At 61.5% G+C, this 26,391-nt stretch carries 17 protein-coding genes; 7 read left to right on the forward strand and 10 right to left on the reverse strand.

Going from position 1 to position 26,391, the window contains the following annotated elements; genetic code table 11:
- From rpsC to rpsJ, 8 genes are read right to left on the reverse strand one after another with little or no spacing between them, the layout of a single operon-like run.
- Nucleotides 1–807, reverse strand: a complete 807-nt coding sequence (gene rpsC, locus E5720_RS04185; RefSeq protein WP_088943003.1) for a 30S ribosomal protein S3 — start codon at nucleotides 805–807, stop codon at nucleotides 1–3.
- Entirely contained in the window at nucleotides 807–1,238 is a 432-nt protein-coding gene (rplV, locus tag E5720_RS04190; protein ID WP_084348485.1) for a 50S ribosomal protein L22, read from the reverse strand. Before rplV ends, rpsC begins: the two co-directional genes overlap by 1 nt.
- Nucleotides 1,235–1,516, reverse strand: a complete 282-nt coding sequence (gene rpsS, locus E5720_RS04195; protein WP_008718309.1) for a 30S ribosomal protein S19 — start codon at nucleotides 1,514–1,516, stop codon at nucleotides 1,235–1,237. Before rpsS ends, rplV begins: the two co-directional genes overlap by 4 nt.
- A gap of 13 nt (nucleotides 1,517–1,529) precedes the next feature.
- Nucleotides 1,530–2,369, reverse strand: a complete 840-nt coding sequence (rplB, locus tag E5720_RS04200; protein WP_136169584.1) for a 50S ribosomal protein L2 — start codon at nucleotides 2,367–2,369, stop codon at nucleotides 1,530–1,532.
- Nucleotides 2,370–2,408: 39 nt separating this feature from the next.
- The gene (gene rplW / locus E5720_RS04205) at nucleotides 2,409–2,714 is read right to left on the reverse strand and encodes a 50S ribosomal protein L23 (protein ID WP_027496310.1); all 306 of its coding nucleotides are present in this window, start codon (nucleotides 2,712–2,714) and stop codon (nucleotides 2,409–2,411) included.
- Entirely contained in the window at nucleotides 2,711–3,388 is a 678-nt protein-coding gene (gene rplD / locus E5720_RS04210) for a 50S ribosomal protein L4 (RefSeq protein WP_136169585.1), read from the reverse strand. The genes rplW and rplD overlap by 4 nt, the downstream gene beginning before the upstream one ends.
- On the reverse strand, nucleotides 3,385–4,050 hold the full coding sequence (gene rplC, locus E5720_RS04215) for a 50S ribosomal protein L3 (protein ID WP_136169586.1): 666 nt from the start codon (nucleotides 4,048–4,050) through the stop codon (nucleotides 3,385–3,387). The genes rplD and rplC overlap by 4 nt, the downstream gene beginning before the upstream one ends.
- A gap of 14 nt (nucleotides 4,051–4,064) precedes the next feature.
- Nucleotides 4,065–4,370, reverse strand: a complete 306-nt coding sequence (gene rpsJ, locus E5720_RS04220) for a 30S ribosomal protein S10 (RefSeq protein ID WP_003938093.1) — start codon at nucleotides 4,368–4,370, stop codon at nucleotides 4,065–4,067.
- 510 nt (nucleotides 4,371–4,880) lie between these two features.
- On the opposite strand from rpsJ, the gene E5720_RS04225 reads away from it, so the two are divergent.
- The 7 genes from E5720_RS04225 (at nucleotide 4,881) to E5720_RS04255 (ending at nucleotide 11,259) form a co-directional block, all read left to right on the forward strand.
- Entirely contained in the window at nucleotides 4,881–5,375 is a 495-nt protein-coding gene (locus E5720_RS04225) for a hotdog fold domain-containing protein (protein ID WP_136169587.1), read from the forward strand.
- A 36-nt stretch (nucleotides 5,376–5,411) separates the two neighbouring features.
- Nucleotides 5,412–6,314 carry a prephenate dehydrogenase dimerization domain-containing protein gene (locus E5720_RS04230; protein ID WP_136169588.1) on the forward strand — a complete coding sequence of 301 codons (903 nt, stop codon included), beginning with the start codon at nucleotides 5,412–5,414 and terminating at the stop codon, nucleotides 6,312–6,314.
- A complete protein-coding gene (locus E5720_RS04235) occupies nucleotides 6,311–7,264 on the forward strand; it encodes a diiron oxygenase (RefSeq protein WP_136169589.1) in 954 nt (317 codons plus the stop codon). Before E5720_RS04230 ends, E5720_RS04235 begins: the two co-directional genes overlap by 4 nt.
- A 134-nt stretch (nucleotides 7,265–7,398) precedes the next feature.
- Nucleotides 7,399–8,442, forward strand: coding sequence for an ATP-binding cassette domain-containing protein (locus tag E5720_RS04240; RefSeq protein ID WP_136169590.1), 1,044 nt, complete (start codon nucleotides 7,399–7,401; stop codon nucleotides 8,440–8,442).
- The gene (locus tag E5720_RS04245; protein WP_136169591.1) at nucleotides 8,439–9,284 is read left to right on the forward strand and encodes an ABC transporter permease; all 846 of its coding nucleotides are present in this window, start codon (nucleotides 8,439–8,441) and stop codon (nucleotides 9,282–9,284) included. The genes E5720_RS04240 and E5720_RS04245 overlap by 4 nt, the downstream gene beginning before the upstream one ends.
- Entirely contained in the window at nucleotides 9,281–10,138 is an 858-nt protein-coding gene (locus E5720_RS04250; protein ID WP_136169592.1) for an ABC transporter permease, read from the forward strand. Before E5720_RS04245 ends, E5720_RS04250 begins: the two co-directional genes overlap by 4 nt.
- A gap of 353 nt (nucleotides 10,139–10,491) precedes the next feature.
- On the forward strand, nucleotides 10,492–11,259 hold the full coding sequence (locus E5720_RS04255; RefSeq protein WP_247596159.1) for an alpha/beta fold hydrolase: 768 nt from the start codon (nucleotides 10,492–10,494) through the stop codon (nucleotides 11,257–11,259).
- 94 nt (nucleotides 11,260–11,353) lie between these two features.
- Here E5720_RS04255 and E5720_RS04260 read toward each other — a convergent pair whose 3' ends face one another.
- Both E5720_RS04260 and E5720_RS04265 read right to left on the reverse strand, forming a co-directional pair.
- Complete coding sequence (locus E5720_RS04260; protein ID WP_247596287.1) at nucleotides 11,354–12,355, reverse strand: alpha/beta hydrolase family protein; 1,002 nt, start codon at nucleotides 12,353–12,355, stop codon at nucleotides 11,354–11,356.
- A 198-nt stretch (nucleotides 12,356–12,553) separates the two neighbouring features.
- On the reverse strand, nucleotides 12,554–26,374 hold the full coding sequence (locus E5720_RS04265; protein WP_136169595.1) for a non-ribosomal peptide synthetase: 13,821 nt from the start codon (nucleotides 26,372–26,374) through the stop codon (nucleotides 12,554–12,556).
- Nucleotides 26,375–26,391 lie beyond the last annotated feature (17 nt).

The following is a 26,391-nucleotide window of genomic DNA, read 5'->3' on the forward strand; positions in this document are numbered from 1 at the left end:
TCAGCCCTCCTGTTTCGGCTCGGACGAGGCCGGAGCCTCGGCGGATGCTGCGCGACCGGCCTCAGTGCTGGTCGCGGTAGTGCCCGAGGCACCGGAGCGACGCGGACGTGATGGACGTTCGCGACGCGGGCGCTCGGGTCCGCCGGCAGCCGGAGCTGCAGCGGCGAGCTCGCGCTTGCCACCGACAATGTCGCCCTTGTAGATCCAGACCTTCACGCCGATACGACCGAAGGTGGTCTTGGCCTCGTACAGCCCGTAGTCGATATCCGCACGAAGAGTGTGCAGCGGCACACGGCCTTCGCGGTAGAACTCCGACCGGGACATCTCGGCGCCGCCGAGACGGCCGGAGCACTGGACACGGATGCCCTTGACATTCGGCTGACGCATGGCCGACTGGATGGCCTTACGCATTGCGCGACGGAAAGCGACGCGGTTGCTGAGCTGCTCAGCAACACCCTGTGCCACGAGCTGAGCCTCGGACTCGGCGTTCTTGACCTCGAGGATGTTGAGCTGAACCTGCTTGCCGGTCAGCTTCTCGAGAGCTCCGCGGATGCGGTCCGCCTCGGCGCCACGACGGCCGATGACGATTCCCGGACGAGCCGTGTGGATGTCCACGCGGACACGATCACGGGTGCGCTCGATTTCGACCTTCGCGATACCCGCGCGCTCCATGCCGGTGGCAAGAAGCTTGCGGATGGCGACGTCTTCCTTGACGTACTCCGAGTACTGCTTGTCTGCGTACCAACGCGACTTCCAGTCAGTGGTGATACCCAAGCGGAAGCCGTGCGGGTTGATTTTCTGACCCACTACTGAGCCCCTTCCTTGGACGCCTGGCCCTTACGACGGTTACGACTCGTTCCGCCGGTCTTGGGCAGGCTCTCGACGATCACCGTGATGTGACTCGTGCGCTTACGGATCCGGAATGCCCGGCCCTGAGCGCGCGGCTGGAATCGCTTGAGGGTTGCACCCTCGTCCACGAATGCAGTCGCCACGATCAGCGTGCTGGGATCGAGATCGAGGTTGTTCTCTGCGTTTGCCGCTGCTGAAGCGATCACCTTGGCGACCGGCTCGCTGGCTGCCTGTGGCGCGAACTTCAGGATGTTGAGCGCGTCCTCGACGGAGCGCCCGCGAACCATGTCCACGACACGACGAGCCTTCATCGGCGTCACGCGAACATGCTTCGCGATTGCCTTTGCGGTCGGGTTGGCAGTCGGATTGGCGGTTTCGGTCTTACTCATCGCCTCTTCGCCTTCCGGTCGTCCTTGATATGACCCTTGAACGTACGGGTCGGTGCGAACTCTCCGAGCTTGTGTCCGACCATCGAGTCGGATACGAACACCGGCACGTGCTTGCGGCCGTCGTGCACCGCGAACGTGTGTCCGATGAAGTCGGGGAGAATTGTCGAGCGACGGGACCAGGTCTTGATGACCTGCTTGGTTCCCTTATCGTTCTGGACGTCGACCTTCGCGAGGAGGTGATCGTCTACGAACGGGCCTTTCTTCAGGCTGCGTGGCATTCTGAACTCCCTCCTAGCGCTTGTTCTTGCCGGTACGGCGACGACGGACGATGAGCTTGTCGCTCGCCTTCTTCCTACTGCGGGTACGGCCTTCGGCCTGTCCCCACGGGCTGACCGGGTGGCGGCCACCGGAGGTCTTACCCTCACCACCACCGTGCGGGTGGTCTACCGGGTTCATGACGACACCACGGACGGAGGGGCGCTTGCCCTTCCAACGCATGCGGCCGGCCTTGCCCCAGTTGATGTTCGACTGCTCGGCGTTGCCGACCTCGCCGACAGTTGCGCGGCAGCGCACGTCGACGCGACGGATTTCACCGGAAGGCATACGCAACGTGGCGTAGGCGCCTTCCTTACCGAGGAGCTGGATGCTCGCGCCGGCAGAACGTGCCATCTTCGCGCCGCCGCCCGGACGAAGCTCGACCGCGTGAATGGTCGTACCCGTCGGGATGTTGCGCATAGGCAGGTTGTTGCCCGGCTTGATGTCGGCGTTGGCGCCCGATTCGATCGGTGACCCCTGGACGATGCCCTTGGGTGCGACGATGTAGCGCTTCTCGCCGTCTGCGAAGTGCAGCAGTGCGATGTTGGCTGTGCGGTTCGGGTCGTACTCGATGTGAGCGACCTTGGCCGGCACGCCGTCTTTGTCGTTGCGACGGAAATCGATCAGACGGTACGCGCGCTTGTGTCCGCCACCCTTGTGCCGGGTGGTGATACGACCGTGTGCGTTACGTCCACCGCGACCGTGCAGGGGGCGAACCAGCGACTTCTCGGGTGTGCTGCGAGTGATCTCCGCGAAATCGGAGACGCTCGAACCACGACGGCCCGGAGTGGTCGGCTTGTACTTACGGATTGCCATGAGTCTTCTCGTCCTCTATATCCGAAGAGTCCCAGTCGCTTACGCGACCGGACCTCCGAAGATCTCGATGGGCTTGCTGTCGGCGGAGAGCGTTACGAGCGCGCGCTTGGTGTCCTTGCGCTTGCCGTAACCGAATCGGGTCCGCTTTCGCTTGCCCTGACGGTTCATCGTATTGACGCTGGTCACGGTGACGTCGAAAATCTTCTCGACGGCGATCTTGATCTGCGTCTTGTTCGAGTCCGGGTGCACCAGGAAGGTGTACGTTCCTTCTTCGATCAGCCCATAGGACTTCTCGGAGATGACCGGCGCCAGCAAGATGTCGCGGGGATCGGCGATGGTGGTCACTTGCTATCCTCCTCGTTCTTCGCAGGACCTGCGATGAACGTATTCAGCGCTTCCACGCTGAAGATGACGTCATCAGCTTCGAGCACGTCGTACGTGTTGAGCTGGTCGGGTGCGATGGGATGCACGCCGTCCAGATTCTGGACGCTCTTCCATGCTGCGGTGTCTTCGCGGACGACGACCAGCAGGACCTTCTTACGGTCCGACAGCTCGGCGAGGAACGCCATGGCACCCTTTGTGGAAGGAACCTGCCCGGCAACCAGTTCGGTGATGACGTGAATGCGCTCGCTGCGAGCCCGATCGGAGAGGGCACCGCGCAGAGCGGCCGCCTTCATCTTCTTGGGTGTGCGCTGGCTGTAGTCACGCGGCTTCGGTCCGTGGACCGTGCCACCGCCGACGAACTGAGGTGCACGCGTCGAGCCCTGACGGGCGCGACCGGTTCCCTTCTGACGGTATGGCTTCTTGCCGCCACCGCGAACCTCGCCACGAGTCTTCGTGGAGTGGGTTCCCTGGCGAGCTGCTGCGAGCTGCGCAACGACGACCTGATGCAGGAGCGCGATGTTGGCAGGCGCGTCGAAGATAGCGGCAGGCAGATCAACGGTTCCGTTGGTCTTGCCGCCGAGCTCCTTGACGTTCAGCGTCAGGTTGGTTTCGGTCTTCTTGTCGAGGCTGGTCATGCCCGTGCACCACCCTTCAATGCAGACTTGACGATCACGACGTTGCCGCGACGGCCCGGGATTGCTCCCTTGATCAGCAGAAGCCCGTTCTCGCTGTCCACCTTGTGGACCGAGAGGTTCTGCGTGGTTACGCGATCGCCGCCCATACGGCCGGCCATGTTCTTTCCCTTGAACACGCGGCCGGGAGTAGCGCAGGCTCCGATGGATCCTGGGCGACGGTGCACAGCCTGTGTACCGTGGCTTGCTCCCTGACCCTTGAAGCCGTGACGCTTCATGGTTCCGGCGAAGCCTTTGCCCTTGCTGGTGCCGGTGACGTCGACGTATGCGCCGTCCTCGAACACTGCCGCGGTGAGCTCCTGGCCTACCTCGAACTTGGAGGCGTCGGCAACGCGGAACTCCACGACGTGACGACGGGGCGTAACGCCTGCCTTGTCGAACTGGCCGGTGATCGGCTTGTTGACCTTGCGCGGGTCAATTGCACCGAATGCGACCTGGACGGCGCTGTAGCCGTCGCGCTCCATGGTGCGGATCTGGGTGACCACGTTAGGGCCTGCCTTGATCACAGTCACCGGAACGACGCGGTTGTTCTCGTCGAAGACCTGGGTCATTCCGAGCTTGGTGCCCAGAATTCCTGTTGCAGGCCGATTCTTGTTATCAGTCATCGTTGTCTCCGCGCTCACTGGATGTTGACATCGACACTGGCAGGCAAATCGATGCGCATGAGCGCGTCGACCGTCTTCGGCGTCGGGTCGAGGATGTCAATGAGCCGCTTGTGAGTGCGCATCTCGAAGTGTTCGCGCGAATCCTTGTACTTGTGGGGCGAACGGATGACGCAGTACACGTTCTTTTCGGTCGGCAACGGCACCGGTCCGACGACGCGGGCACCCGTACGGGTGACCGTCTCGACGATCTTGCGTGCTGACGCATCGATCGCCTCATGGTCGTAGGCCTTGAGCCTGATGCGGATCTTTTGTCCCGCCACGCTTAGTGTCCTTTTCTTGCCGCTTGTCGTAGAACCGGCCGTTCGGCCTGCTCCACCTCGTATGCACAGTCCCCGAGTCCGGCCGACTCGGGAGCCGTCGAACTCGAACTGCCTTCGTGCTCACACGACGAACCGAACGTTGGCGATCAGGCGTTACCCGATCCGTTGCCGCTGTTCATCTGTCATGGTTCTCCGGTCCACGCGGTCGGGCGTGTCGCATTTCTACTGACACTTCGACCGCTGCTCCGTCTTCGCCGACCCTGAGGTCTTCGCTTTCGAAGCCGTAGAACCGGACGCACTCACTCGGAGTGCTGGTTCTTCGTGCTGCATTTTTGTAACACTTGATCCAACTGCTTGGTATTACTCACCCAGGAGCGGCCGCGAAAGACCGCGCCCCGTGTCCAGGCAACCCGACCAGTATGCCGCAGACATGGCTCAAGCACAAATCCGGCCCCCTTCACACTCACGATCAGCTTCGCAGTCGAACTTACCCAGCAGTAAGGTAGATCCATGGATGCGACGTTACCCACTACCGGAGCCACCTATCGCGCCTGGTTACGGCTGCCTCAGAACACCATGGGATCGACCCTGTTCTCGCTCGCGATGTGTGTACGCGTGCCATATTTCGGCTCGATTTTTCCTCGCGTGCGCTCGATGTCACCGGGCGAATGCACCGTGACGGCTCCTAGATGGTGGGGAATCCGAAACCACCTCGGGACCTTCCATGCGATCGCCGCATGCAATCTCGCCGAAGTTCCCATGGGAATGCTCGCCGAGGCGACGGTACCGACGACCCATCGTTGGATTCCCAAGGAGATGAACGTCCGCTATCTGGCAAAAGCGACCACATCGTTGACTGCCATCGCCGAGTTGGCCGAACTTCCCGACTTCGACGACTCGATCGGCGACGGGTTCGATCTCCTCGTACCCGTCTCCGTGACCGATGCCCACGGACTCGAAGTGGTGCACGCCGACATCACGGTCTGGGTCTCCCGCAACCGTTGACCGATGTCGGTCACTGGAAGAGGCGATACTGCTCGTATGACAAGGTTCGACGCGGTGGTCATCGGCGGCAGCGGTGAAGTGGGGCGAATGATCGCATCTCTACTGGCCGCCGACGGCGACTCGGTACTCACCGTCGACCCGGCGGCGCCGAGTGCGGTGAGGCCGGGAATCGAACACCTCGTCGGTGACATCGTCTGCCCCGACCTCGAAGTACGAGCCGTGCTGCGCGCCACCCCACTGGTCGTACTGGCGGTGCCGGAATCGGTGGCGCTCGCGACCGAATTGAGCTTCCTCCACGAGCAGTCACTTCTGGTGGAGACACTGTCGGTCAAGTCCGCATTCGCCCAGAAAGTAGACGACGCCGACTCGTCCGGTTCGATTCTGGGCATCAACCCCATGTTCGCTCCCTCTCTGGGTATGGACGGCCGCCCAGTGGCCGCCGTGGTCCACCGCGATGGGGGCGCTGTCGAAGGCTTCCTCGGACGGATCTCCGACTGGGGCGGCCGAGTCGTGCACGTCGACGCCGAACAGCACGATCGACTGGCCGCGGCGACACAGGCACTGACCCACGCCACTGTCCTGGCATTCGGATCGGCCCTGGCAAAGCTCGAAGTGGACCCGAAACTGATCGCTTCCCTCGCCCCACCGCCGGCAACCACGCTGCTCGCTCTTGTCGATCGCGTCGCCGGCGGCGAGCCGGAGGTGTACTGGGATGTCCAGTCGGGCAACCCCTACGCCGGGCGTGCCAGAAGCGCTCTCACCGAATCCCTTCGCGAATTGAACGAGATCGTCGCCTCCGAGTCCGAGTCCGAGACCGCTTTCACCTCTTTCATGACGCGGGCCGGCGCTGCGGTCCCGAACCACGCTCAGTACCAGGCTCTGTGCGCCCAGCTTTTCGGTATCGTTCGTGGTACCGCACCCGAGGGGGATCGATCATGATCGAGAAGCCGTCACTACCGGTTTTCGACGCAGACGATGTCGTCGAAAGTGCCGTCGTGTCACGACTGGCAGGCAACTGGAGCAAGCGTGCCACTGTCAAGAAGAGCGAACCGGACCTGGACGATCTTTTCGACACCTCGAAGCACGACTACCCCGAGGCTTTGATTCCGTTCGTCGACCACGACGTTTACCGCGCTCTGCCGGACACGACCCGGGCAAAGTTGCGAGCTTGGGGCTGGATCGCCTTCAACAAGAACGTCATGGACGTGGAACAGCACGTCGTACATCCGGGCTTTGCCCTGCTGGCTCAGGATGCGTTCGATATCGGAATGGGCGACGTGCTGGCTATCGCCGTCACGCAGGCGATGGTCGATGAGCAATACCACACACTCATGCACCTCAACGCGAGCGCGTTGACGCGCCGCAAGAGGGGCTGGTCGCTTTCCGAGCGGCGCCTTCCCCTCAGCGGCACCGTGCGCAGGAGGCACGCCACTCAGGCGAAGGCTGTCGATTCCAACGACGCTGCACTCAACTCACTGGCGTTCATGACGGTAGCCGAGATATCGATTACGTCCTACCTGAATCTGATCGAAGACAACGAACTCATCCAACCGGTCAATCGTGCAACTGTCGCGCTGCACAATCGAGACGAGTATTGCCATGCGTCGATCGCCGACGAGATGGCTGCAATTGTTTTCGAATCCCTTGATTCCGGCGACCGTCGGGTATTTCTGGATGGTCTTGCCGATGGAATGGACGCATTTTCGAGTACCGATTTCTCGACTTGGTCTGCGATTCTCCACCAAGAAGGCGTCGTCGGCGCGGATCGTATGCTGCGCGAAGTCGAGACGGACGGCAGTCGCAAGCAATTGGTTCAGGACTACGGCGGAATTCAATCTCTGTGCAGGAAACTCGACGTAGAAGACGAAATCGGTATCGTTTGGGCTTAGACGCAGAATTGTGTCGGCTCGACCGGCAGGTAACGTTTCGACGGGGTGCACCCGATGAGTGACGTGATGGATGCCCCTCACAATTGCTCCACCGCCCCTCTGCCCGCTCTCAGAACCGACCGCACGGAGTATCGATGCCCTTATCCGAGGACGTAGCTGTACTTGTGGAGGACGTCCACAAATCGTTCGGTGACGTTCATGCTCTCCGCGGGATCAGTTTCTCGGCATCCAAAGGGACGGTTCTCGGAATTCTCGGCCCGAACGGCGCCGGTAAAACCACCGTGGTCAAGGTCCTCTCGACATTGCTCACCCCCGACACGGGAAGGGCACTCGTTGCCGGCCACGACGTTGTCACCGATGCCCCATCGGTGCGTCGATCGATCATGATGACCGGCCAGTACGCAGCACTCGACGACACCTTGTCCGGCCGCGAGAACATCGAGTTGTTCGGTCGCTTGATGGGCTTGGACAAGAAGGCATCGAAGACGCGGGCACTTGCACTTCTCGAAGAGTTCGATCTGGCCGACACAGGTAAGCGCCCGGTTCGTGGCTACTCCGGTGGCATGCGTCGTCGAATCGACATCGCATGCGGCCTTGTCGTCCGTCCCCAGGTGGTGTTTCTGGACGAGCCGACTACCGGCCTCGATCCCCGGAGCCGCCAAGGTGTCTGGTCGCTCGTGGAGGCGCTGAAAGCACAGGGAATCACAGTCCTGCTCACCACTCAATATCTCGAAGAAGCCGATGTATTGAGTGACAACATCATCGTCATCGACAAGGGCACCGTCATTGCCGAGGGGACCTCGGACGAGTTGAAAGCGCGAACCGGTGGCAGCTACTGCGAAGTGGTCCCCCTCGACCCGTCACAGTTGCAGCATGTAGCAAGCGCGCTCGGCGAACTCCTTCCGCCCGCACATCGCGTCGACCTCGGTCCAGAGGCGGTGCAGCTCTCGGTCCCCGCACCGGATGGTGCTGCAACATTGTCCGAAATCCTGCGTCGAATCGATGCCGCCGGAATCGGCCTCGCCGACATCGCGCTTCGCCGCCCCTCGCTCGACGACGTGTTCCTCACGCTGACCGGACACTCGCATTCGAGCGATGAGGAGGTACCGGTCACAGCCGAGGTCGGGCCGCCGACGACCCCGGCTGCCCGGACCGAGTCCGAAGTCGAGTACCGATGACAGCCACTAGTACGCGCACACATGCATCCGGGTCGGAACTCACCAGCGATTCGTCGGTGTCATCTACCTCGGTCCGAAGACAGGGTCGGCCGTCCGGCTTCGTGCAGTGGCAGGTCCTGACGGCTCGGTCCATCTGGACAATGGTGCGTCACGGCGAGCTCGTGGTGGCGGTCATTGCACCGCTCATCTTCACCGTTGGCTTCTATCTGCCACTCAAGTTCGTCATGCAACTGCAAGGTATCGATTACGCCCAGTTCTTGATGCCGATCATCGTGCTGCAGGCGATGGCGTTCACTGCAATCTCAGCGTCGCAACGTGCTTCTTCCGAATCCTTGAGTGGGCTCAATACACGATTGCAGACCATGCCGGTGGTCGGCGCAGTGCCCCTGGTGTCACGAATATCCTCCGGAGTCGTGCGATCCGTGGTGTCGCTGACGGCCGCCCTCTCATTCGGTTACGTCATCGGCTTTCGGTTCAGCGCGGGACTGGGACAGGCCGTTCTGTTCTGCGCGTTCGCGTTGGCGATCAGCACGATGCTCTCCGTCGGCGCGGACGCTATCGGCACTCTTTCGAAGAGCCCGGAGTCGACCAGCCAGATGCTGACGCTCCCCCAGTTGATCCTCGGAATGGCCTCGTGTGGATTCGTTCCAGAGTCGGGGTTCCCTGAATGGATCCGACCGTGGGTGCGAAATCAGCCGATTTCCCAATTCTCGTTCTCGATGCGTGACATGGCCGAGGGCGGCGTCAGTTTTCATGTGCTGTTTCCCTCGCTCATCTGGATATTCAGCCTGCTGGCGGTATTCATTCCGTTGGCCCTGTGGGCCAGTTCGAGGCGCTCATGACTGCCTTGCCCGTTACGGCTGGTAGTCCACCGCCGGTAAGCGGACTGACATTCCCGGAACCGACCCTCGATTACGCCGAGAATTCTGCCCGCGCACTGTGGGCGCACAGTCTGATCCAGTGCAAACGTCTTCTCATCCGATGGACTCGCGATCCCTCGACGATGATCCAGGCACTGCTCTACCCTGCCTTGACGCTCCTCATGTTCAGGATCGTGCTCGGGAACTCGATCTCCGCCGCGACGGGTTCACCGAGCGTGTACGGGACGGTTCCTATGATCGCGCTGGTCGGCGCAATGTTCGGATCGATCGTCAGCGCTGTGGGTTTGAAGGGCGAAAGGAAGAGCGGGCTACTCAGCCGGTTCGCTACCACCCCTACCCACCGAGCATCCGGCCTGGTCGGGCGAATGATGGCGGAGGCCATTCGGGTGTTGGCAACGACAATTGTGATCGTGGCGGTGGGGATGATTCTCGGCTTCCGCTTCAATCAGGGCATTCCGTCTGCAATTGCCCTTCTGTTGCTACCGATTGCGTTCGGCATCGGCTTCGCGGTCATGGTGACCTTCCTCGCTACTGTCGCCGGCGAATCACCACTCGTGGAAGTCGTGTCCATCGCCTGCACATTGCTGATGTTCTTCAATTCCGGATTCGTCCCGGTCGCCGCCTACCCGCCGTGGCTTCAGCCCGTCGTCGCCGCTCAGCCCATGTCGTGCGCGGTCGACGCCATGCGTGGCCTGTCGTTGGGGGGGCCGGTCCTGGTCCCGGTGTTGCAGACACTCGCGTGGTCGGTCGGCATGGTGGCAGTATTTTTGTACCCTGCAATCCGGGGATACAAGCGTGCCGCCGAGACTGGATAGTAGGTAAAAGTTCACTTATCTGCGCTTTCGGGTTGTTTTACCTGCACCCGGCGCTGTTATCGTGAGAGACGAACCGGAGACGAACCTCGCCTCTGGTTTTTGCTTTGAGCGCTACTTCCGAGTGGTGGAACCGAAAGAAGGGTCGTTTGTACGTGCCGAAACACAGAGGCAGGGTCGCCATAGCTCTCGCGTCCGCGGCTTTGATCTCGTTGGGCAGTACAGCAGTGGCGACTCCGTCTGCAATCGCAGATACCTCGGGATCTCCGTTGCCACCCGAGTTCTCCGACATGGGGCCGGCTCCGGCCGGTGCGAACGATTGGTCGTGTGTGCCATCCGAAGCTCACCCTCGCCCGGTGGTTCTCGTACATGGCACCGGTTCCGACATGGCTACGACGTGGCAGACGATGGCGCCTGCGCTGGCCGGGGAAGGGTACTGCGTGTACGCACTCGACTACGGTGCCGTTCGGACGCTACTCGACCCTGACAAAGTAATTTGGGGTCTCGGAGACATTCCGACTTCGGCAGCGCGATTGGCTACGTTCATCGATGCGGTTCTTGCTCGAACCGGCGCGCCGAAGGTTGACATCGTCGGTCATTCGCAGGGTGGAACAGTCGCCCGCCAGTATCTGAAGTTCAACGGCGGCGTCGACGACGTCGATCCTTCCAGCAGCAAGGTGGAGAACCTCGTGACGCTGGGTGGCACCAATCATGGGACCAACTTCGGTGGTATCGAGCAGATGTACCTGGTCCTCGCCGCCGCTGGACTGGATCAGACGATCATCTCGGAAATACTTTTCGGCCTGACCGGGCTTGGTACTGCCGGTCGTCAGCAATTGATCGGATCCCCCACCCTGCAACGACTCAATGCAGGCGGCGAAGTCGAGCCTGGCGTGCGGTACACGGTAGTGGGCACCAAGTTCGACAAAGTCGTCACACCTCCGGAGAGAACTTTTCTCGATCCGAGCGGTTCAGCCGAGGTCCGGAATATGTGGGTTCAGGACGGCTGTGAGTCCAACGTGGTTCCGCATCAGGGGTTGACCTTCGATGACCGCGTTACCTATATCGTCCAATCCGCGCTCGATCCGACCTTTTCGACCAAGAACGCCGCCCCGTGTTCCTGACAGGACCGTAGCGATACATTTCCCGTCGACATGAAGAAGGCCCCATCCGTAGCTTTCGCGGATGGGGCCTTGCTCGTTCTCTGAATCTCTACCTTCAGACTCCAAGCGATCGTGCGAGGACGGGCCACGAGTTCTTCAGGTCGTCCTGCCAGTAACCCCACGAGTGGCTACCGGAATCACGGAAATTGAACGTGGCCGGGATGCCGAGTTCACCCAAACGGTTGGCCATGTTGTGGGTGCAGTAGTTCGTGGCAGCTTCGATGACTCCACCGACGATGACCTGGTTAGCCAGCGTGCCAGGCTTTCCATTGATCTCGGGACCATTCAAGTTGTCGTATTGCCCGGGCAACCCGTTGCCATTGGAAATGTAGAGTTCGAGGCCGCGAAGGCCTTCCGCGTGTACGTAAGGATCGTTGTCGGCCCACATCGGATCGGTGGGCGGCCCCCACATGTTCAGTGTGTCGCCTCCACCCCACGTTTCGGTGGTGAGCTTCACGAACTGCTGGCCGATCGGATCGCTGGTCTGAGCGCAACCACTGTAAGCGGCTACGCCCTTGTAGAGCCCTGGCGCATTGATCGCCAATTGCATTACCGAGGTGCCCGACGAGGACACACCGGCAATCGAATTCACGCCGTTCGTGCCGAGACCTGCATCGATCAGCGGGGGTAGTTCTTCGGTGAGGAACGTTGTCCACTTGTTGACACCGAGAACTGGGTCGGCCTGCTTCCAATCGGTGTAGTAGCTCCACTTGCCACCGACTGGCGAGACCACGTTGACGTTCTTATCGGCGAAGAAGTCGATCGCATCCGTGCGGTAGCGCCAGGTTGCACTGTCTTCACCGCCGCCCGCTCCATTGAGTAGGTAGAGCGTCGGGCGAGGAACGCTCGTGTCGGCCGGTCGCCATACGTCGAGCGGCACTTCTTTGTCCATCGCAGCGGAATAGACATAGACAATCAAATGCTGATCGTCCATGACCTTGGTGTGGGTGATCTTCGAGCCGTCGGGTGCGCTCGGGTAAGCGTAGAGGTCTCCGTTGTCGGTGACTGGATCGGCCGAAGCCGTGAAACCACTTGCGGCGAGCGGCAGCAGAGCCATTGCCGCGGCTGCCGCTGCTAACTTGGCACCCCTCACCGAGGGACGTGAATTGACTCTCCGCATAAAATCGATCACCTAACTTGTCGGACATACCCTCGTGTGGGAATGCTGTCGGTCGTGCAATCTGCTGACGCGCAGAATCCAAGTCGATCCCCCCCGCGCACTGCACTAGCCGCAGAGTTTATCGTGCCTGTCTCATCACGCGTTACGCCCGTCGGTCGCATTCAAGTACTCGTTCAGGATTGGCCCGAGCAGCGCGAGGGCCTCCGCGCCGGTCATATCCTCGTGAGCCGCATCGACAACGACCTCCCTGACCTCGACTACATGATCGGTCCATTGTGCGGCCACCTCGACATCTTTGGGATGCGTTCTACCCGCAGTGAAGTAGAGCAGTGGCACATCGAGACGCGCAGGCTCGTAGTCGTTTATCTGGCCGGGAGACGCGACTGCACTCTTGTAAACCGAATGCACTTGTCCCACAGATAGTTCCACCGGGCCTTGAACGATGGCAGCGGCGGCCCGAGTGGCCTGTTCGGTGGACAGTACGGTCGGTATCGACTCACCTTCCTCGATCACGCCCACTGGAACGAGTAAGGACTTCAGCTCCGCCTCGAACTCGCTTCGTTCGATGTGCAACACCGAATCCATCATCGTCAACGTCACCGTGTCCCCTGCTGCACGCAACTGCGCTGCCATCGCATGCGCGATGACACCGCCGAGCGACCATCCAAGAAGGTGATAAGGCCCCGACGGACGCACACGGCGGACTTCGACGACGTATCGGGCCGCGTACTCGTGAATCGACGTCGGCACCTCCTCCGACATCGACAGCCCTGGAGATTGAAGTCCGTAGAGGGGGCGGTCTTCGTCCACGAAGGCCATCAGCCCCGCGTACGGCCATGCGAATCCGAGCATCGGATGAACGCAGAATAAAGGTGCAGCATCTCCGTGGTCGCGAATCGGAAGAAGGACATCGAGGGCATCGCCAGCGGAACGTATTGCTTCGCTATCGAATTCGTCGATCCTCCTGGCCAAGTCCTCGACTGTCCGATCGGTGAAGAACCACTGCACTCGAACATCGGACGTAGCTACCCGACGAAGCCGAGCGACCGCTTGCGTTGCGATGAGTGAGTTGCCACCCAACTCGAAGAAATCGTCATCGAGCCCCACCCGATCCACCTCGAGCACATCCTCGAACACACCCGCCACCACCCGCTCCGACTCCGACACCGGCGCCCGGAACCGACGCACCACAACCGCAGGCTCCGGCAAAGCAGCACGATCCAACTTACCCACCGGAGTCAACGGCAACTCATCGAGAACAACCACCTGCGAGGGCACCATGTGACGCGGCAACCGCTCCTTCACCCACCCCCGAATCTCCAACACATCCAGATCAGAACCCGCAGCAGGCAACACATACGACACCAACACCGTCGCACCCGCCACACCCTGCTCCCCCGAACGCGCAACCGTCACCGCGAACTCGACCCCCGGATACGAGGTCACCACAGCATCGATCTCACCCAACTCGATCCGGAAACCACGCACCTTCACCTGAAAATCACTGCGCCCCACATACTCGATCGAGGTGGGCGCACCGCGGTCGTCACCGATCCACCTCACCACGTCGCCGGTGCGATACATCCGGGAACCATCGACACCGAAGGGATTCGCCACGAATCGCTCCGAAGTGAGGCCGTATCGGCGGTGGTAACCGCGCGCCAATTGCATACCGGCCAAATACAATTCACCGGAGACGCCGATCGGAACCGGCTGGAGTCCACCGTCCAACACCAAGGCTGACATCCCTCGGATCGGAGCACCGATCGACACCACATCCCCCGCCACCAACGCACCCGAAATATTGGACATGATCGTCGTCTCCGTCGGACCATACCCATTGAAAAACTCACGAACACCACCACCGACACCACGCTCGACCGCCCACCGACCCAACAACTCAGACGACCACGCCTCACCACCGACCACCACAACCCGAAGATCGACCAACCCCACCGGATCCACCGACGCCAACGCAGCCGGAGTCACAAACGCATGCGACACCCGCTCCGAAACCAACAACTCCCACAACTCCACCCCACCGAACACCGACGCCCCCGCCACCACCATCGTCGACGACGCACCCACCGCCAACAACAACTCCAACATCGACGCATCGAAACTCGGCGACGCAAAATGCAACGTCCGAGACTCCCCCGTCAACCCATACCGATCACGCTGCTCCACCGCAAAATTCGCCAACCCCGCCTGCGTCACCACCACACCCTTCGGCACACCCGTAGACCCCGACGTATACACCACATACGCCGCCGACTCCGCCCGCAAACGACCCACCCGATCCACCGCCGACACCGGCTCATCCGACACCGACGCCAACACCGCCTCCACCGCCGGATCATCCAACACGATCCACTCCACACTCGACGGCAACAACCCCACGAACTCCCGCACCGTCACACCCACCCGCACACCCGAATCCACCACCATCCGCTCCAACCGCTCCACCGGATACCCCGGATCGAACGGCACCACAGCACCACCGGACTTCGCCACACCCCACACCGACACCACCGAATCCACCGACCGCGGCAACGCCACCCCCACAAACCCATCCACCACCACACCCGAACCCACCAACACCCGAGCCAACCGCGAAGACAACGAATCCAACACCCGATACGACACATCAGCAGACCCACACACCAACGCAGACGAATCAGGACTCCGCTCCACCGCCGCCGCCAACAAATCCGGTAGCAGAATCGGTGACACACCCGGCCCACTCGACATGGTCGTCAAGCGGGCTCGTTCGGATGTCTCCAGAATATCGATCGAACCTATCTTCGTGTCGACTTCGTCCATTCGTTCCATGACCCGCGAGAAGCGTTGCGCCAGAGCCTCCACGGACTCTTCGTCGATTACGTCACGTCGATATTTGAATCGCACCTGCATCTGAGTGTCCACGGTCGTCACCAGTGTCAACGGGTAGTGACTTCCATCGGAAGTGTGTACTCCGCGTAAGCGGAGCCCATCGATGGAGCCGCTCTCGGCAATTGCCTCGCGGTCGATCGGGTACGACTCGAATACGACCAGCGTGTCGAACTTGGCGCCGTCACCTGCAGCCTCCACGATCTCGGTCAGACCTGTGTAGTGATGATCGAGTAGGTCTGCCTGCTCAGCCTGCAACGTCGACAAATGCTGCAGTACAGTGGTTTTCGGATCGACAGACACCCGCGCCGGGACGGTGTTGATGAACAAGCCGACCATCGTTTCGACTCCGGGCAACTCCGCGGGTCGACCCGACACGGTTGCGCCGAACACGACGTCACGACGAGCAAGCAAGCGGCTTGAGACAAGTCCCCAAGATGCTTGAACCATAGTATTCAACGTGACACCGATTTCGGACGCAGCACTCGACAAGCGCGTCGTGCTCTCCTCCGAGAGGGTCAACGCATACTCGCCCATACCGACGCCGTCGCCTTCACTTGCACCGGCAAACAACAGAGTCGGTTCCGAGACTCCGACAAGTGCCTGCTTCCAGGCTTCGACAGACGCCGCACGATCACGCTGAACCAGCCATGAGAGGTAGTTTCGGTATGGCCTGGCTCGCGGAAGGTGTTCGGACTCGGCGCCCATGGCGTAAAGAACGATCAACTCCTGCATGAGTAGTGGCATAGACCAACCATCCAGCAGTACATGATGATTGGTCACAACAAGCGTTGCGGTGGTGCCCTCCGGCTCACTGTGGCGGCGTATCAGAGTGAATCGCAGTAGCGGCGGGGCGGCCAGGTCGAAACGTCGGAGCTTGTCATCCGCCATGATGCGGTCCGCACGCGCGGCTACCGCGTCCAGCGGCTCGGCGGTGAGGTCGATCTCTGTCCATTCCGGAGCGAGCCCGTCGACGACGATCTGAACCGGGGTCCCTGATTCGTCGTCGACGAAAGCGGTTCGCAGGTTCGGATGTCGCTCGAGTAGGGTCCGTGCGGCCGAATGAAGGCGCTCGGCGTCGACGTGTCCACCTAGATCCAGCGAGATCTGGACCGTGTAGGCGTCTGCACTGATGCTGTCGTCGAGCCCCCCGAGGAAGTACATCCCGGCCTGCAGCGGGGTCAACGGCCAGACGTCGGTGACCGTTCTGTACCCCGCCTCCCAGCGCGCAATGTCTGCACTCGAAGTTCGGACGAGGTCGAAGTCGGATGGGGTATGTCCACCGACGGCGTCCGACCGGGAGTAGTCGTCGAGCAATCCGAGTGCGCCGACCCATAGATCAGTGAGGTGTCGAACATCGTCGGCAGCGAGCAATCCGGAGGGGAAGGCGATCGATCCACTGAGACGATCCCCGATCACGACCGAGTTGATGTCCAGCGTCGCCATCGCGGGCATAGTCGGCTCCGGATCCCCCGCGAGATCGCCGAGGTCACCGGCCGGGAGCCACCCGATTCCATTGAACTCGGTCGGTACGGTTTCCTGTCCGACCCGTCCCAGATAGTTGAAGACGATCTGGCCCACACTCTGGGATGCCAATCGCGCGGCCGACTCGGGATTCAGATATCGAAGTTGACCGAAACCGATTCCGCGATCGGGTACTGCGCGCAAAGCCTCCTTGACGAGCTTGATAGCTCTGCCGAGGTGTGGTCCACCGGCCAATGCATCGTCGAGGTCGATCTCGTCGAGATCGAATCGCACGGGATAGATGCTCGTGAACCATCCCACGGTGCGCGAGAGATCGGCGCCGGGCACAGCTTCTTCTTCACGGCCATGTCCCTCGAACCGAATCAGCGCAGATCGATCCTCTGCTCCACCGCGCTCCCGCCGCCACTGATTCAAAGCCACCATGAACGTGGCGAGCAGCCCGTCGTTCACGCTTCCGTGGAACAGTCTGGGGATTGTCGTGAGCACTGCATCGGTGACGCTGGCCGGTACCTCGAATTCGACCCGGTCGACGCTCGAGGCGACATCCACCGTGGAATCGAACGGCCGGGATCCGAGCATTGCATCAGGTCCGGACAGTACCGATTCCCAGTAGTCGAGTTCGTTCCGACGCTTGTCCGATGCCGCCGCGTCACGTAGCCCATGTGCCCAACGACGGAATGATGTTCCGACCGGCTCCAAGGCTGGGGCCTGACCACTAGACACTGCGATCCACGCCTTTACCAGGTCGGGGACGAAAATTCGCCACGAGACTCCGTCGACCACGAGGTGATGTGCGACGACCACGAGCCGACCCGTTCTGGAAGCTCGGCATTCGACGGATACCGGATCGAGCCACACGAACTGCAGTACGGCACCGTTCCACGGATCCAGCCTGTCCATGGCCCGATTCGTCTCGATCAGCGCCAATTCTCGTAGGTCGTCCGGACCCACTGCCTCATCGACTTCGACCCGGTGGAGCAAGGTGGCCGCGTCGACTGAGCCACGTTCTGCGACGTAATGGACCGATCCGAGCTCAGCAGTCGCGACCAGTGAGGATCGCAGGACGTCATGATGATCGACGACGGCCTGAATCGTGGCTGTCACCCCATCTGTGTCTATGCCCAACGGGAGCTCGAGGACTAGATTTTGGGTGTATCGACCTAGGTCTGTGCCGCGCTCGAGCATCTGCGCCACAATCGGAGTGGCCGGGATCGGACCGACTCCACCGCCCGGCATCTCGTCGAGAACCCCGGGTGTGTCCACCCCGTCCACGGCCGTGGCGTTCTCCGCGATCGCAGCTACTGTCTTGTGTTCGAATATGTTTCGGGCGGTTATCGACAGTCCACGACTCTTCACCCGTGACACGACTTGAATCGACATGATGCTGTCGCCACCGAGTGCGAAGAACGAGTCGTCGACTCCCGCTCGCTCGACGCCGAGAACATCCGCGAAGACTTCACCGACGATTCGCTCGGCATCGGTCCGAGGCGCCTGAAAGTCGTTGCGGCGCACCATCGGAGCCGGCAAAGCACGACGATCGAGCTTGCCGTTGACAGTCAACGGAATCGACTCGAGTATCACGAATGCAGCAGGCACCATGTATTCGGGCACTGCGGCGGAGACGTGACTACGCAGATCTTCGTCGTCGATCACCACTCCGTTCCCGGGCACTACGTACGCCACCAGTCGAGTGGTGCCCGGAATGTCCTCGCGTGCCACGACCGCGACCTGTGCGACTCGATCCAGTTCGAGAATCACCGATTCGATTTCGCCGAGTTCGATCCGAAAGCCACGAATCTTCACTTGGTCGTCGGCACGGCCGACGAACTCCAGTTCGCCGGCACCGTTCCATCTGGCAACATCGCCAGATCGGTACAGGCGCACTCCACTGGCGGAGAACGGGTCTGCGATGAAACGTGTCGCCGTGAGCGAGTGCCTTCCGAGATAGCCCCGCGCCACCTGATCGCCACCGATGTACAACTCGCCTGCGACCCCGGGTGGAACCGGGGCAAGACGGGTGTCGAGGATGTGGATTCGCAATCCTGGAATAGCCCCGCCGACAACGGAACCCGATGCCGACGCGACCAGTGCCGAGTCCAGTTCACGGTGCGAGACGTGAACTGTCGTCTCGGTGATGCCGTACATGTTCACCAGGCGCGGCGCGCGATCACCGTAGCGGTCGAACCATGGTGTCAGACGACGGAGTTCCAGGGGCTCGCCGCCGAATACGATGTAGCGCAAAGCGGAGAGTGCCGTCCCGCCTTCCATACGGTCGATCTCCGCCAATTGGTGGAATGCCGAGGGTGTCTGATTCAGAACCGTCACGTTTTCCCGGATGAGCATCTGGCGGAAGAGATCCGGAGAGCGCGAGGTGAAGTAGTCGACCACGACGAGAGTTCCACCGTGTAACAATGGACCCCACAGTTCCCACACCGAGAAGTCGAAGGCGTATGAGTGAAACAGCGTCCAGGTGTCGGCGGAATCGAAAGAGAACAAGCTATCTGTTCCATCGAGCAGCCGACCGACGGCGTCATGTGGTACAGCAACGCCCTTCGGCAGGCCAGTCGATCCGGACGTGTAGATCACGTATGCCACATCCGAAGGCCGAAGCGTTGCCGTGCGGTCGTGGTCATCGACCGGTCTACCCGACATCGCATTCAGATCCAGGGTGTCGACATCGAGAACAGCAGCGCAATCTCCGAGCCGTGCCTCACGACCGGACCAGGTGAGAACAACGGCCGGCGCGGAGTCCTCGAGGACGTAATCGATTCTCTCCTGTGGGTACGAAGGGTCGATCGGCACGTAGCCAGCGCCCGAGGCAATGACGGCGAGAACGGCGACTACGAGATCGACCGACCGAGGCATGACTATCGCTACTAGAGTTTCCGGGCCGACCCCGTGAGCGATCAGAAGTCGAGCCAGCCGATTTGCTCGCATTGCGAGTTCCTCATAGCTCAGTCGCTCGTTCTCGTACACGAGTGCCCGAGCTCTCGGAGCTGCCGCTACCTGATCGTCGAATCGAGCAGCCAGGGTCCGGTGCTCGGGCTGGGGAATCGGCGCAACCGAGGAACCGGACCACTGCCGCAGCACCAGATCTCGTTCTCCTGGACCGAACACGTCGACGTCTCCGACTGCACTCTTCGGCTGAGCGAGGATGCCGCTCAGCAGGCGCAGAAACCGATCTGCGAAGGAGACGACGGTCTGATGGTCGAACAAGTCCACGGCATAGGCGAACTGCACAGTCATCCCCTGTGGGGAGTCGCCCGCGCCACCTGCCTCGAGCACCGTTACCTGAAGATCGAATTTGGCGATTTCGAAATCGAGATCGACAGGACTGACCTCTAGTTGGGGTAGCTCGAATGTTCGACGCTCCATGTTCTGGAACGCCAACATCACTTGGAAAAGCGGATGACGCGCCTGCGAGCGCTCCGGGGCCACCACGTCGACCACACGCTCGAACGGTATGTCTGCGTGGGCGAACGCTTCGAGGTCGACCTCGCGAGTCGCAGCGAGCAGCGTCGGAAAGTCCGCTCCGAGATCGAGCTCGGTACGAAGCACCAGGGTGTTGACGAACATGCCGATCACATTGTCGAGAGACGCGTCGCCCCGGCCTGCAACCGGTGTACCGATTGCGATGTCGTCGGTTCCCGACAATCGTGCGAGAAGGACAGCGAGAATCGTGTGCACTGCCATGAAGCGCGACGAATTATTCTCTCGGGCAAGCACGTCGAGAGCTTCGATACTCTGGGCGTCGATGGTGGTGGTCACGGTCCGACCGGTATTGCTTGCCACTGTCGGGCGTGCCCGATCCTTCGGCAATTCGATTTCGGTCGCGATGCCGGAAAGCTTTTCGGCCCAGTACGACAGTTGGACTTCGGCGAGGGACCCGGGATCTGTCTCTGTCCCCAATGACGCACGCTGCCACAGCGCATAGTCGGCATACTGAACCGCAAGCGGTGCCCAGTTCGGTGACTCCCCTGATGCTCGCGCAACATAAGCGGACATCACGTCGCGGGCGAGTGGCCCCATCGAGTATCCATCGGAACTGATGTGGTGAACCACCACAGCGAGTACGTGGTCGCCTTCACCTACCACGAAAAGTTTTGCGCGGAGCGGTATCTCGATCGACACGTCGAAACCTCGTCCGAAGAGCCCGATCAAGCGGTCACCGAGGTCGGATTCCGACACGGTCTCCGGCGCGAGTCCTACGGTCGAGTCTGCACCCGAAAGAATGTTCTGGTACGGGTGTCCGTCTATCGACGGATAGACGGTGCGCAGCGCTTCATGGCGATCGACCACATCTTCGAGGGCCATGCACAACGCCATCACATCGAGATCGCCTCGTAGCCGAATGGCAACCGGCAAATTGTAGGCGGCAGAGGAGGAGTCGAGCTGATTGAGAAACCACATGCGTTGCTGCGCAAGCGACAATGGAATGCGTTCAGGCCGCACCTGTCGTGCGAGCTGGGCGCGGGCGCCGCTACCGACCGAACTTTCCAAGCGTGCAGCCAGTGTCTCGACCCCCGACGCCTCGAACAGCGATCGCACCGGCACTCGGGAGTCGAGAGCCTCGCCGAGTCTGGCAACTACCCGGGTAGCGATCAGTGAGTTGCCACCGAGGCTGAAGAAGTCGTCGTCGAGCCCGACACGATCGATACGGAGTACTTCCGCGAAGGTCGAGGCGACGATCTCTTCGACCGGCGTGGTCGGCGCCCGAAATTCCCGAGTCTCGAAGGTGGGCGCGGGAAGCGCCCTCCGGTCGAGTTTTCCACTCGAGTTCAGCGGGAACGCATCCAGGACGACGACTGCCGCCGGGATCATGTAGGTGGGGAGGAGTCTGCCGAGATCGCTCCGAACCTCGACGATGTCCACCGACATACCCGGTCTCGGAACGACGTGTGCGACGAGGTGATCGCTCGAGGCCACGGTGGCGACGAGTACGACGGCTTGGTTGATGGCGGGATGCGCGAGCAGTGCCGTTTCGATTTCGCCGAGTTCTATTCTTTGGCCGCGAAATTTCACCTGGAAGTCGGTGCGTCCGATGTATTCCAAAATTCCCGGCTCACCATTCTTGCTCAGGCGCCACCGAGCAAGGTCCCCCGTCCGATACATACGCGTCCCCGGAGTTCCGGTTGGGTCTGCGACGAATCGGTCGAATGTCAGATCGGGTCGACCTAGGTACCCACGGGCCAGTTGAACTCCGGAGAGATACAGTTCGCCTGCCGTGCCCGCCGGAACGATGCGCAACCGGGAGTCGAGAACGAGTGCTGCCGTGTTCCACTCGGGTCGGCCGATAGGAACGGTGCCGATGTCGGACGTGGTCGACTCCCAGTACGTCACCGATACTGCAGCCTCGGTCGGGCCGTACAAGTTGTGTAGACCGGCCGAGGAGATCGCACGGAATGCGTTCGCAGTTTCGAGCGGGAATGCCTCGCCGATGACGAAGACGTGTCTGAGGCTCCTGCAAGAAAGTACCGAGGCATGTGCCGTGAACGTTGTCAGCATGGAGGGCACGAAGTCGGTGAGCGTGACGGAATGCTCCGCGATGGTATCTGCGATGTATGCGGGGTCGCGGTGTCCGTCCGGGGTCGCGAGCACGAGCGACGCACCTACCTGGAGGGGGAGGAAGAATCCCCATAGCGACACGTCGAATGTGGTTGCGGTCTTCTGCAGGTACACATCCGCCTCGGTGAGGCCGTATTCCGCTCGCATCCATGCCATTTGGTTGACGACGGCACGGTGCGAGACGGCAACACCCTTGGGCTTGCCGGTCGATCCCGAGGTGAAAATGACATAGGCAGTGTTGTCGGGCGTCGATGTGGCGACGCGGTCCGAGTCGGTGACAGTCGCGCTGTGCTCTCCGGAAAAAATGTCGCCTTCGGTGACGTCGAGGATCGCGACATCGCCGAAGAGTTCACGATCGTGGTCGCCGGACACGAGCACACAGGCGGGACCGGCCGCCTTCACGATGTACCGAACGCGACTTTCGGGGTGGTCCGGATCGACCGGAACGAACGCTGCCCCGGCGCGCAGTACAGCGTAGATACCGACGACCAGATCCAGCGATCGCCGGATCGCGACAGCCACGCGCGCCTCGGGTCCGATTCCGCGAGCGATCAGCGCTCGTGCCAGCGAATCGACACGACTGTCGAACTCCCGGTAGGTCAGGGATCGACCTTCGAAGATGACCGCAACTTGGCCTGGGTGGCTGACTACCCGATCGTCGAACTCCGACAGCAAGTTCGACTCGCCGGTGAGTTCATGGTGGGTGTCGTTCCAGTCGCGCAGCAACATTCGGCGTTCAGCGTCGCCGAGGAGATCGAGTTCACCGACCAGTTCGACCGGATCGGTTGCGATGGAGTCCAGAATCCGACCGTACCGACGAGCAAGGGACTGTATCGTGTTCTTGTCGAAAAGCGCTGTGGCGTAGGTGATCTGGGCAGCGATAGGACCGACTTCACCGTGCCTGGTATCGGCACCGGCGAGAGTGAACTGCAGATCGAATTTCGCCAAGGCGCCGTTCACGGGCACCGGGGTGACCGCGAGGGACGGAAGTTCAAGACCTTCTTGTGCCATGTTCTGCAGGAAGATCGCGACCTGGAAGATCGGATGTCGGGAAGGCGAGCGCTCAGGGTCGAGCACCTCCACGAGCCGTTCGAAAGGAACCGCGTCGTGGCCGAATGCTTGCAGATCCGACTCCTGCACCCGCCCCAATAGATCCACGAAGGACTCGGTCGGATCCAATCGAGTTCGCAGCGGAAGGGTGTTGACGAACATTCCGACGAGATCGTCGAGTTGCTCGTCCCCGCGACCCGCGATCGGCGCCCCGATGACGACGTCGTCGACGTTGGACAACCGAGCAAGCAGAACAGCCAGCGCCGCGTGGGCAACCATGAAGAACGTGGCGTTCTTGGACTTGGCAAGTTCGAGAAGTGCTCGATGAGTGGTACCGGAAATCTCGAAATCTACGGTGCCACCTGCGCTGGATTGCACCGACGGGCGCGGTCGGTCGGTCGGTAGGTCCAGCTGTGACGGGATTCCTTCCAGCTCGGACTTCCAGAACGACTCTTGTACGGCGATCTGCGACGCCGGATCGTCGGAGGCCCCGAGGACTTCGTGCTGCCACAGCGTGTAGTCCACGTACTGAACCGGCAGCGGCACCCACGCGGGTTCGATGCCTGCAGCACGAGAGACGTACGCCGTCATCAGGTCTCGTGTCAGCGGAGCCAACGACGCACCGTCGGCGGTGATGTGATGGGTGACGAGCGCTAGCACGTAATCCCCGTGGCCGATTTCCAGCAACCGCGCACGCAAGGGAACTTCGGTGGTGAGGTCGAACGGAGACAGGGTCATGGCCTGCAGTACACCGACGATCTCGGAGTCTGCCACAGGAACAGGCATGAGACGGGGAGCTACATCCTCGGCATCGAGTACGACCTGATGGCCGTCACCGTTGTTCTCTGGGTAGTACGTTCGCAGTGTCTCGTGTCGGTCCACGACGTCGAACACCGCCTGCGACATGGCCGCCGCGTTCAGCTCGCCCGTCAATCTCACCGCGAGGGGGAGGTTGTTGATCGCCGATTCCGGCTCCAACCGGTTCATGAACCACATTCGCCGTTGCGCAAGTGAGAGAGGGATGGGCTCCGGTCGTGAGCGTGCGGTCAAGGGGATTCGGTGTCCGACATTGTTCTGCGCATCGACCGATTCGGCGAAGCGAACTACCGACGAATGGTCGAACAGCGAGCGAACCGAGACGTTGGTGTCGAGAGCCGCGCCGATACGCGCGACAACTTGGGTCGCGATCAGCGAGTTTCCACCGAGCTCGAAGAAGTCGTCGTCCAGACCGACACGGGGTAGGTCCAGCAACTCGGAGAAGACGCCGGCTACTACGCGTTGTGTCGGACTCTCGGGTGCGCGGAACTCGCGTGCGAGGAGAACCGGGTCCGGCAATGCAGCTCGGTCCAGCTTGCCCACCGGTGTCAGCGGAAGCTCGTCGATCAACACTATCGCCTTCGGGACCATATGCCGCGGGAGTTTGTCGGCGACGAACTGCGTCAGGTCCGCCGTGCTCAACGCCACTCCCTCTACCGCGAGGACGTAGGACACGAGCATCGCCGAACCCGCACCGCCGCCGGACTCTGTTCCTGCGCCTGCTGCACCGCCGACGCCCTCGCGTGCCACGGTTACCGCGAAATCGACTCCGCTGTGTGCCGTCAGTGCAGAATCGATCTCCCCGAGTTCGATACGGAATCCGCGGATCTTGACCTGAAAGTCACTGCGTCCGGAGTATTCGAGGACGTTGGAAGAGTGACGCCATCTGACGATGTCTCCGGTGCGATACATCCGCGAACCATCGGTTGCGAACGGGTTTGCGACGAAGCGGTCGGCTGTCAGCGCTTCCTTGCCGTGGTAACCGCGGGCGAGTGCTGCACCCCACAGATACAGCTCACCCTTGGAACCTGCAATCGCCGGTCGTAACCGGTCGTCGAGAACAGCCGCCGACATTCCACGGATGGGGCCACCGATCGACACTGTCGCACCTGGGTCCAATGCACTGCTGCACGTGGCCATGATTGTGGCTTCGGTCGGACCGTAGCCGTTGAAGAACCTTCGCCGGCCGGCCGGCCGATCCACGGCCCACTTGCTCACGAGTTCCGGCGGACACGCCTCACCCGCCGAGAGAACCATCTCGAGATCGACCAAGCCTGCAGGATCGACCGACGCCAGGGCTGCGGGCGTGATGACCGCGTGAGTTACTCGCTCCTCTCGCAGCAGCTCGGCAAGCTCCATTCCTCCGTACACCGAAGGAGGCGCGACAACCATCGTCGACGATGCGGTCACTGCCATGAGCAGTTCGAATACCGATGCGTCGAAACTGGGTGAGGCGAAGTGCAGGGTTCGCGACGCGCTCGTGAGGGAATACAGTTCGCGCAACTCGACGGCGAGATCGCTCAGGCCCGCATGGGTCACGACCACCCCCTTCGGTACTCCGGTCGAGCCCGAGGTGTAGATCATGTAGCAGCCATGTCTCGCGTGCAGTGGCCGCACGCGGTCGGCTGCCATCACTGGCGAGTCGTCGTTGCCGGCCAACTCGACCACGGAAGCCTGGTCGTCGAGGACAAGCCAATCCACCGTCGTTGGCAGAGCATCGACGAATTCGGACACGGTCACACCGAAGCGAGCGCCCGAATCGGTCAGCATGTGTTCGATGCGATCAGCAGGATAGTTCGGATCCACGGGCAGGAAGGTGGCGCCCGATTTGGCGATACCCCACACGGATCGAACGGACGATGCCGACCTCGTCATCGCAACTGCAACGACGTCGTCGGCGCCGAGGCCGCGCCCGATCAGAGAACGTGCCAGTCGGCTCGACCACGCGTCCACTTCGGCATACGAGAGGTCTGTTCCTTCGAAAGACAGTGCCGAAGCTGATGGATCGGACTCGACCGCAGCGAGCAAGATGTCGGGCAGAAGTGGGATGCGCGGTCGTCGGACGCGCGGAGTTCGCCGTGGTCGTGCCGTCGCGCGGGATGTTCCTGGAGCGGTAGTACTGGCCGAGCTGTTCTGGCCGTCGCCACTCATCGAAGCTCGACTTCGAC

Source organism: Rhodococcus sp. PAMC28707, from assembly GCF_004795915.1.
GTDB lineage: Bacteria > Actinomycetota > Actinomycetes > Mycobacteriales > Mycobacteriaceae > Rhodococcoides.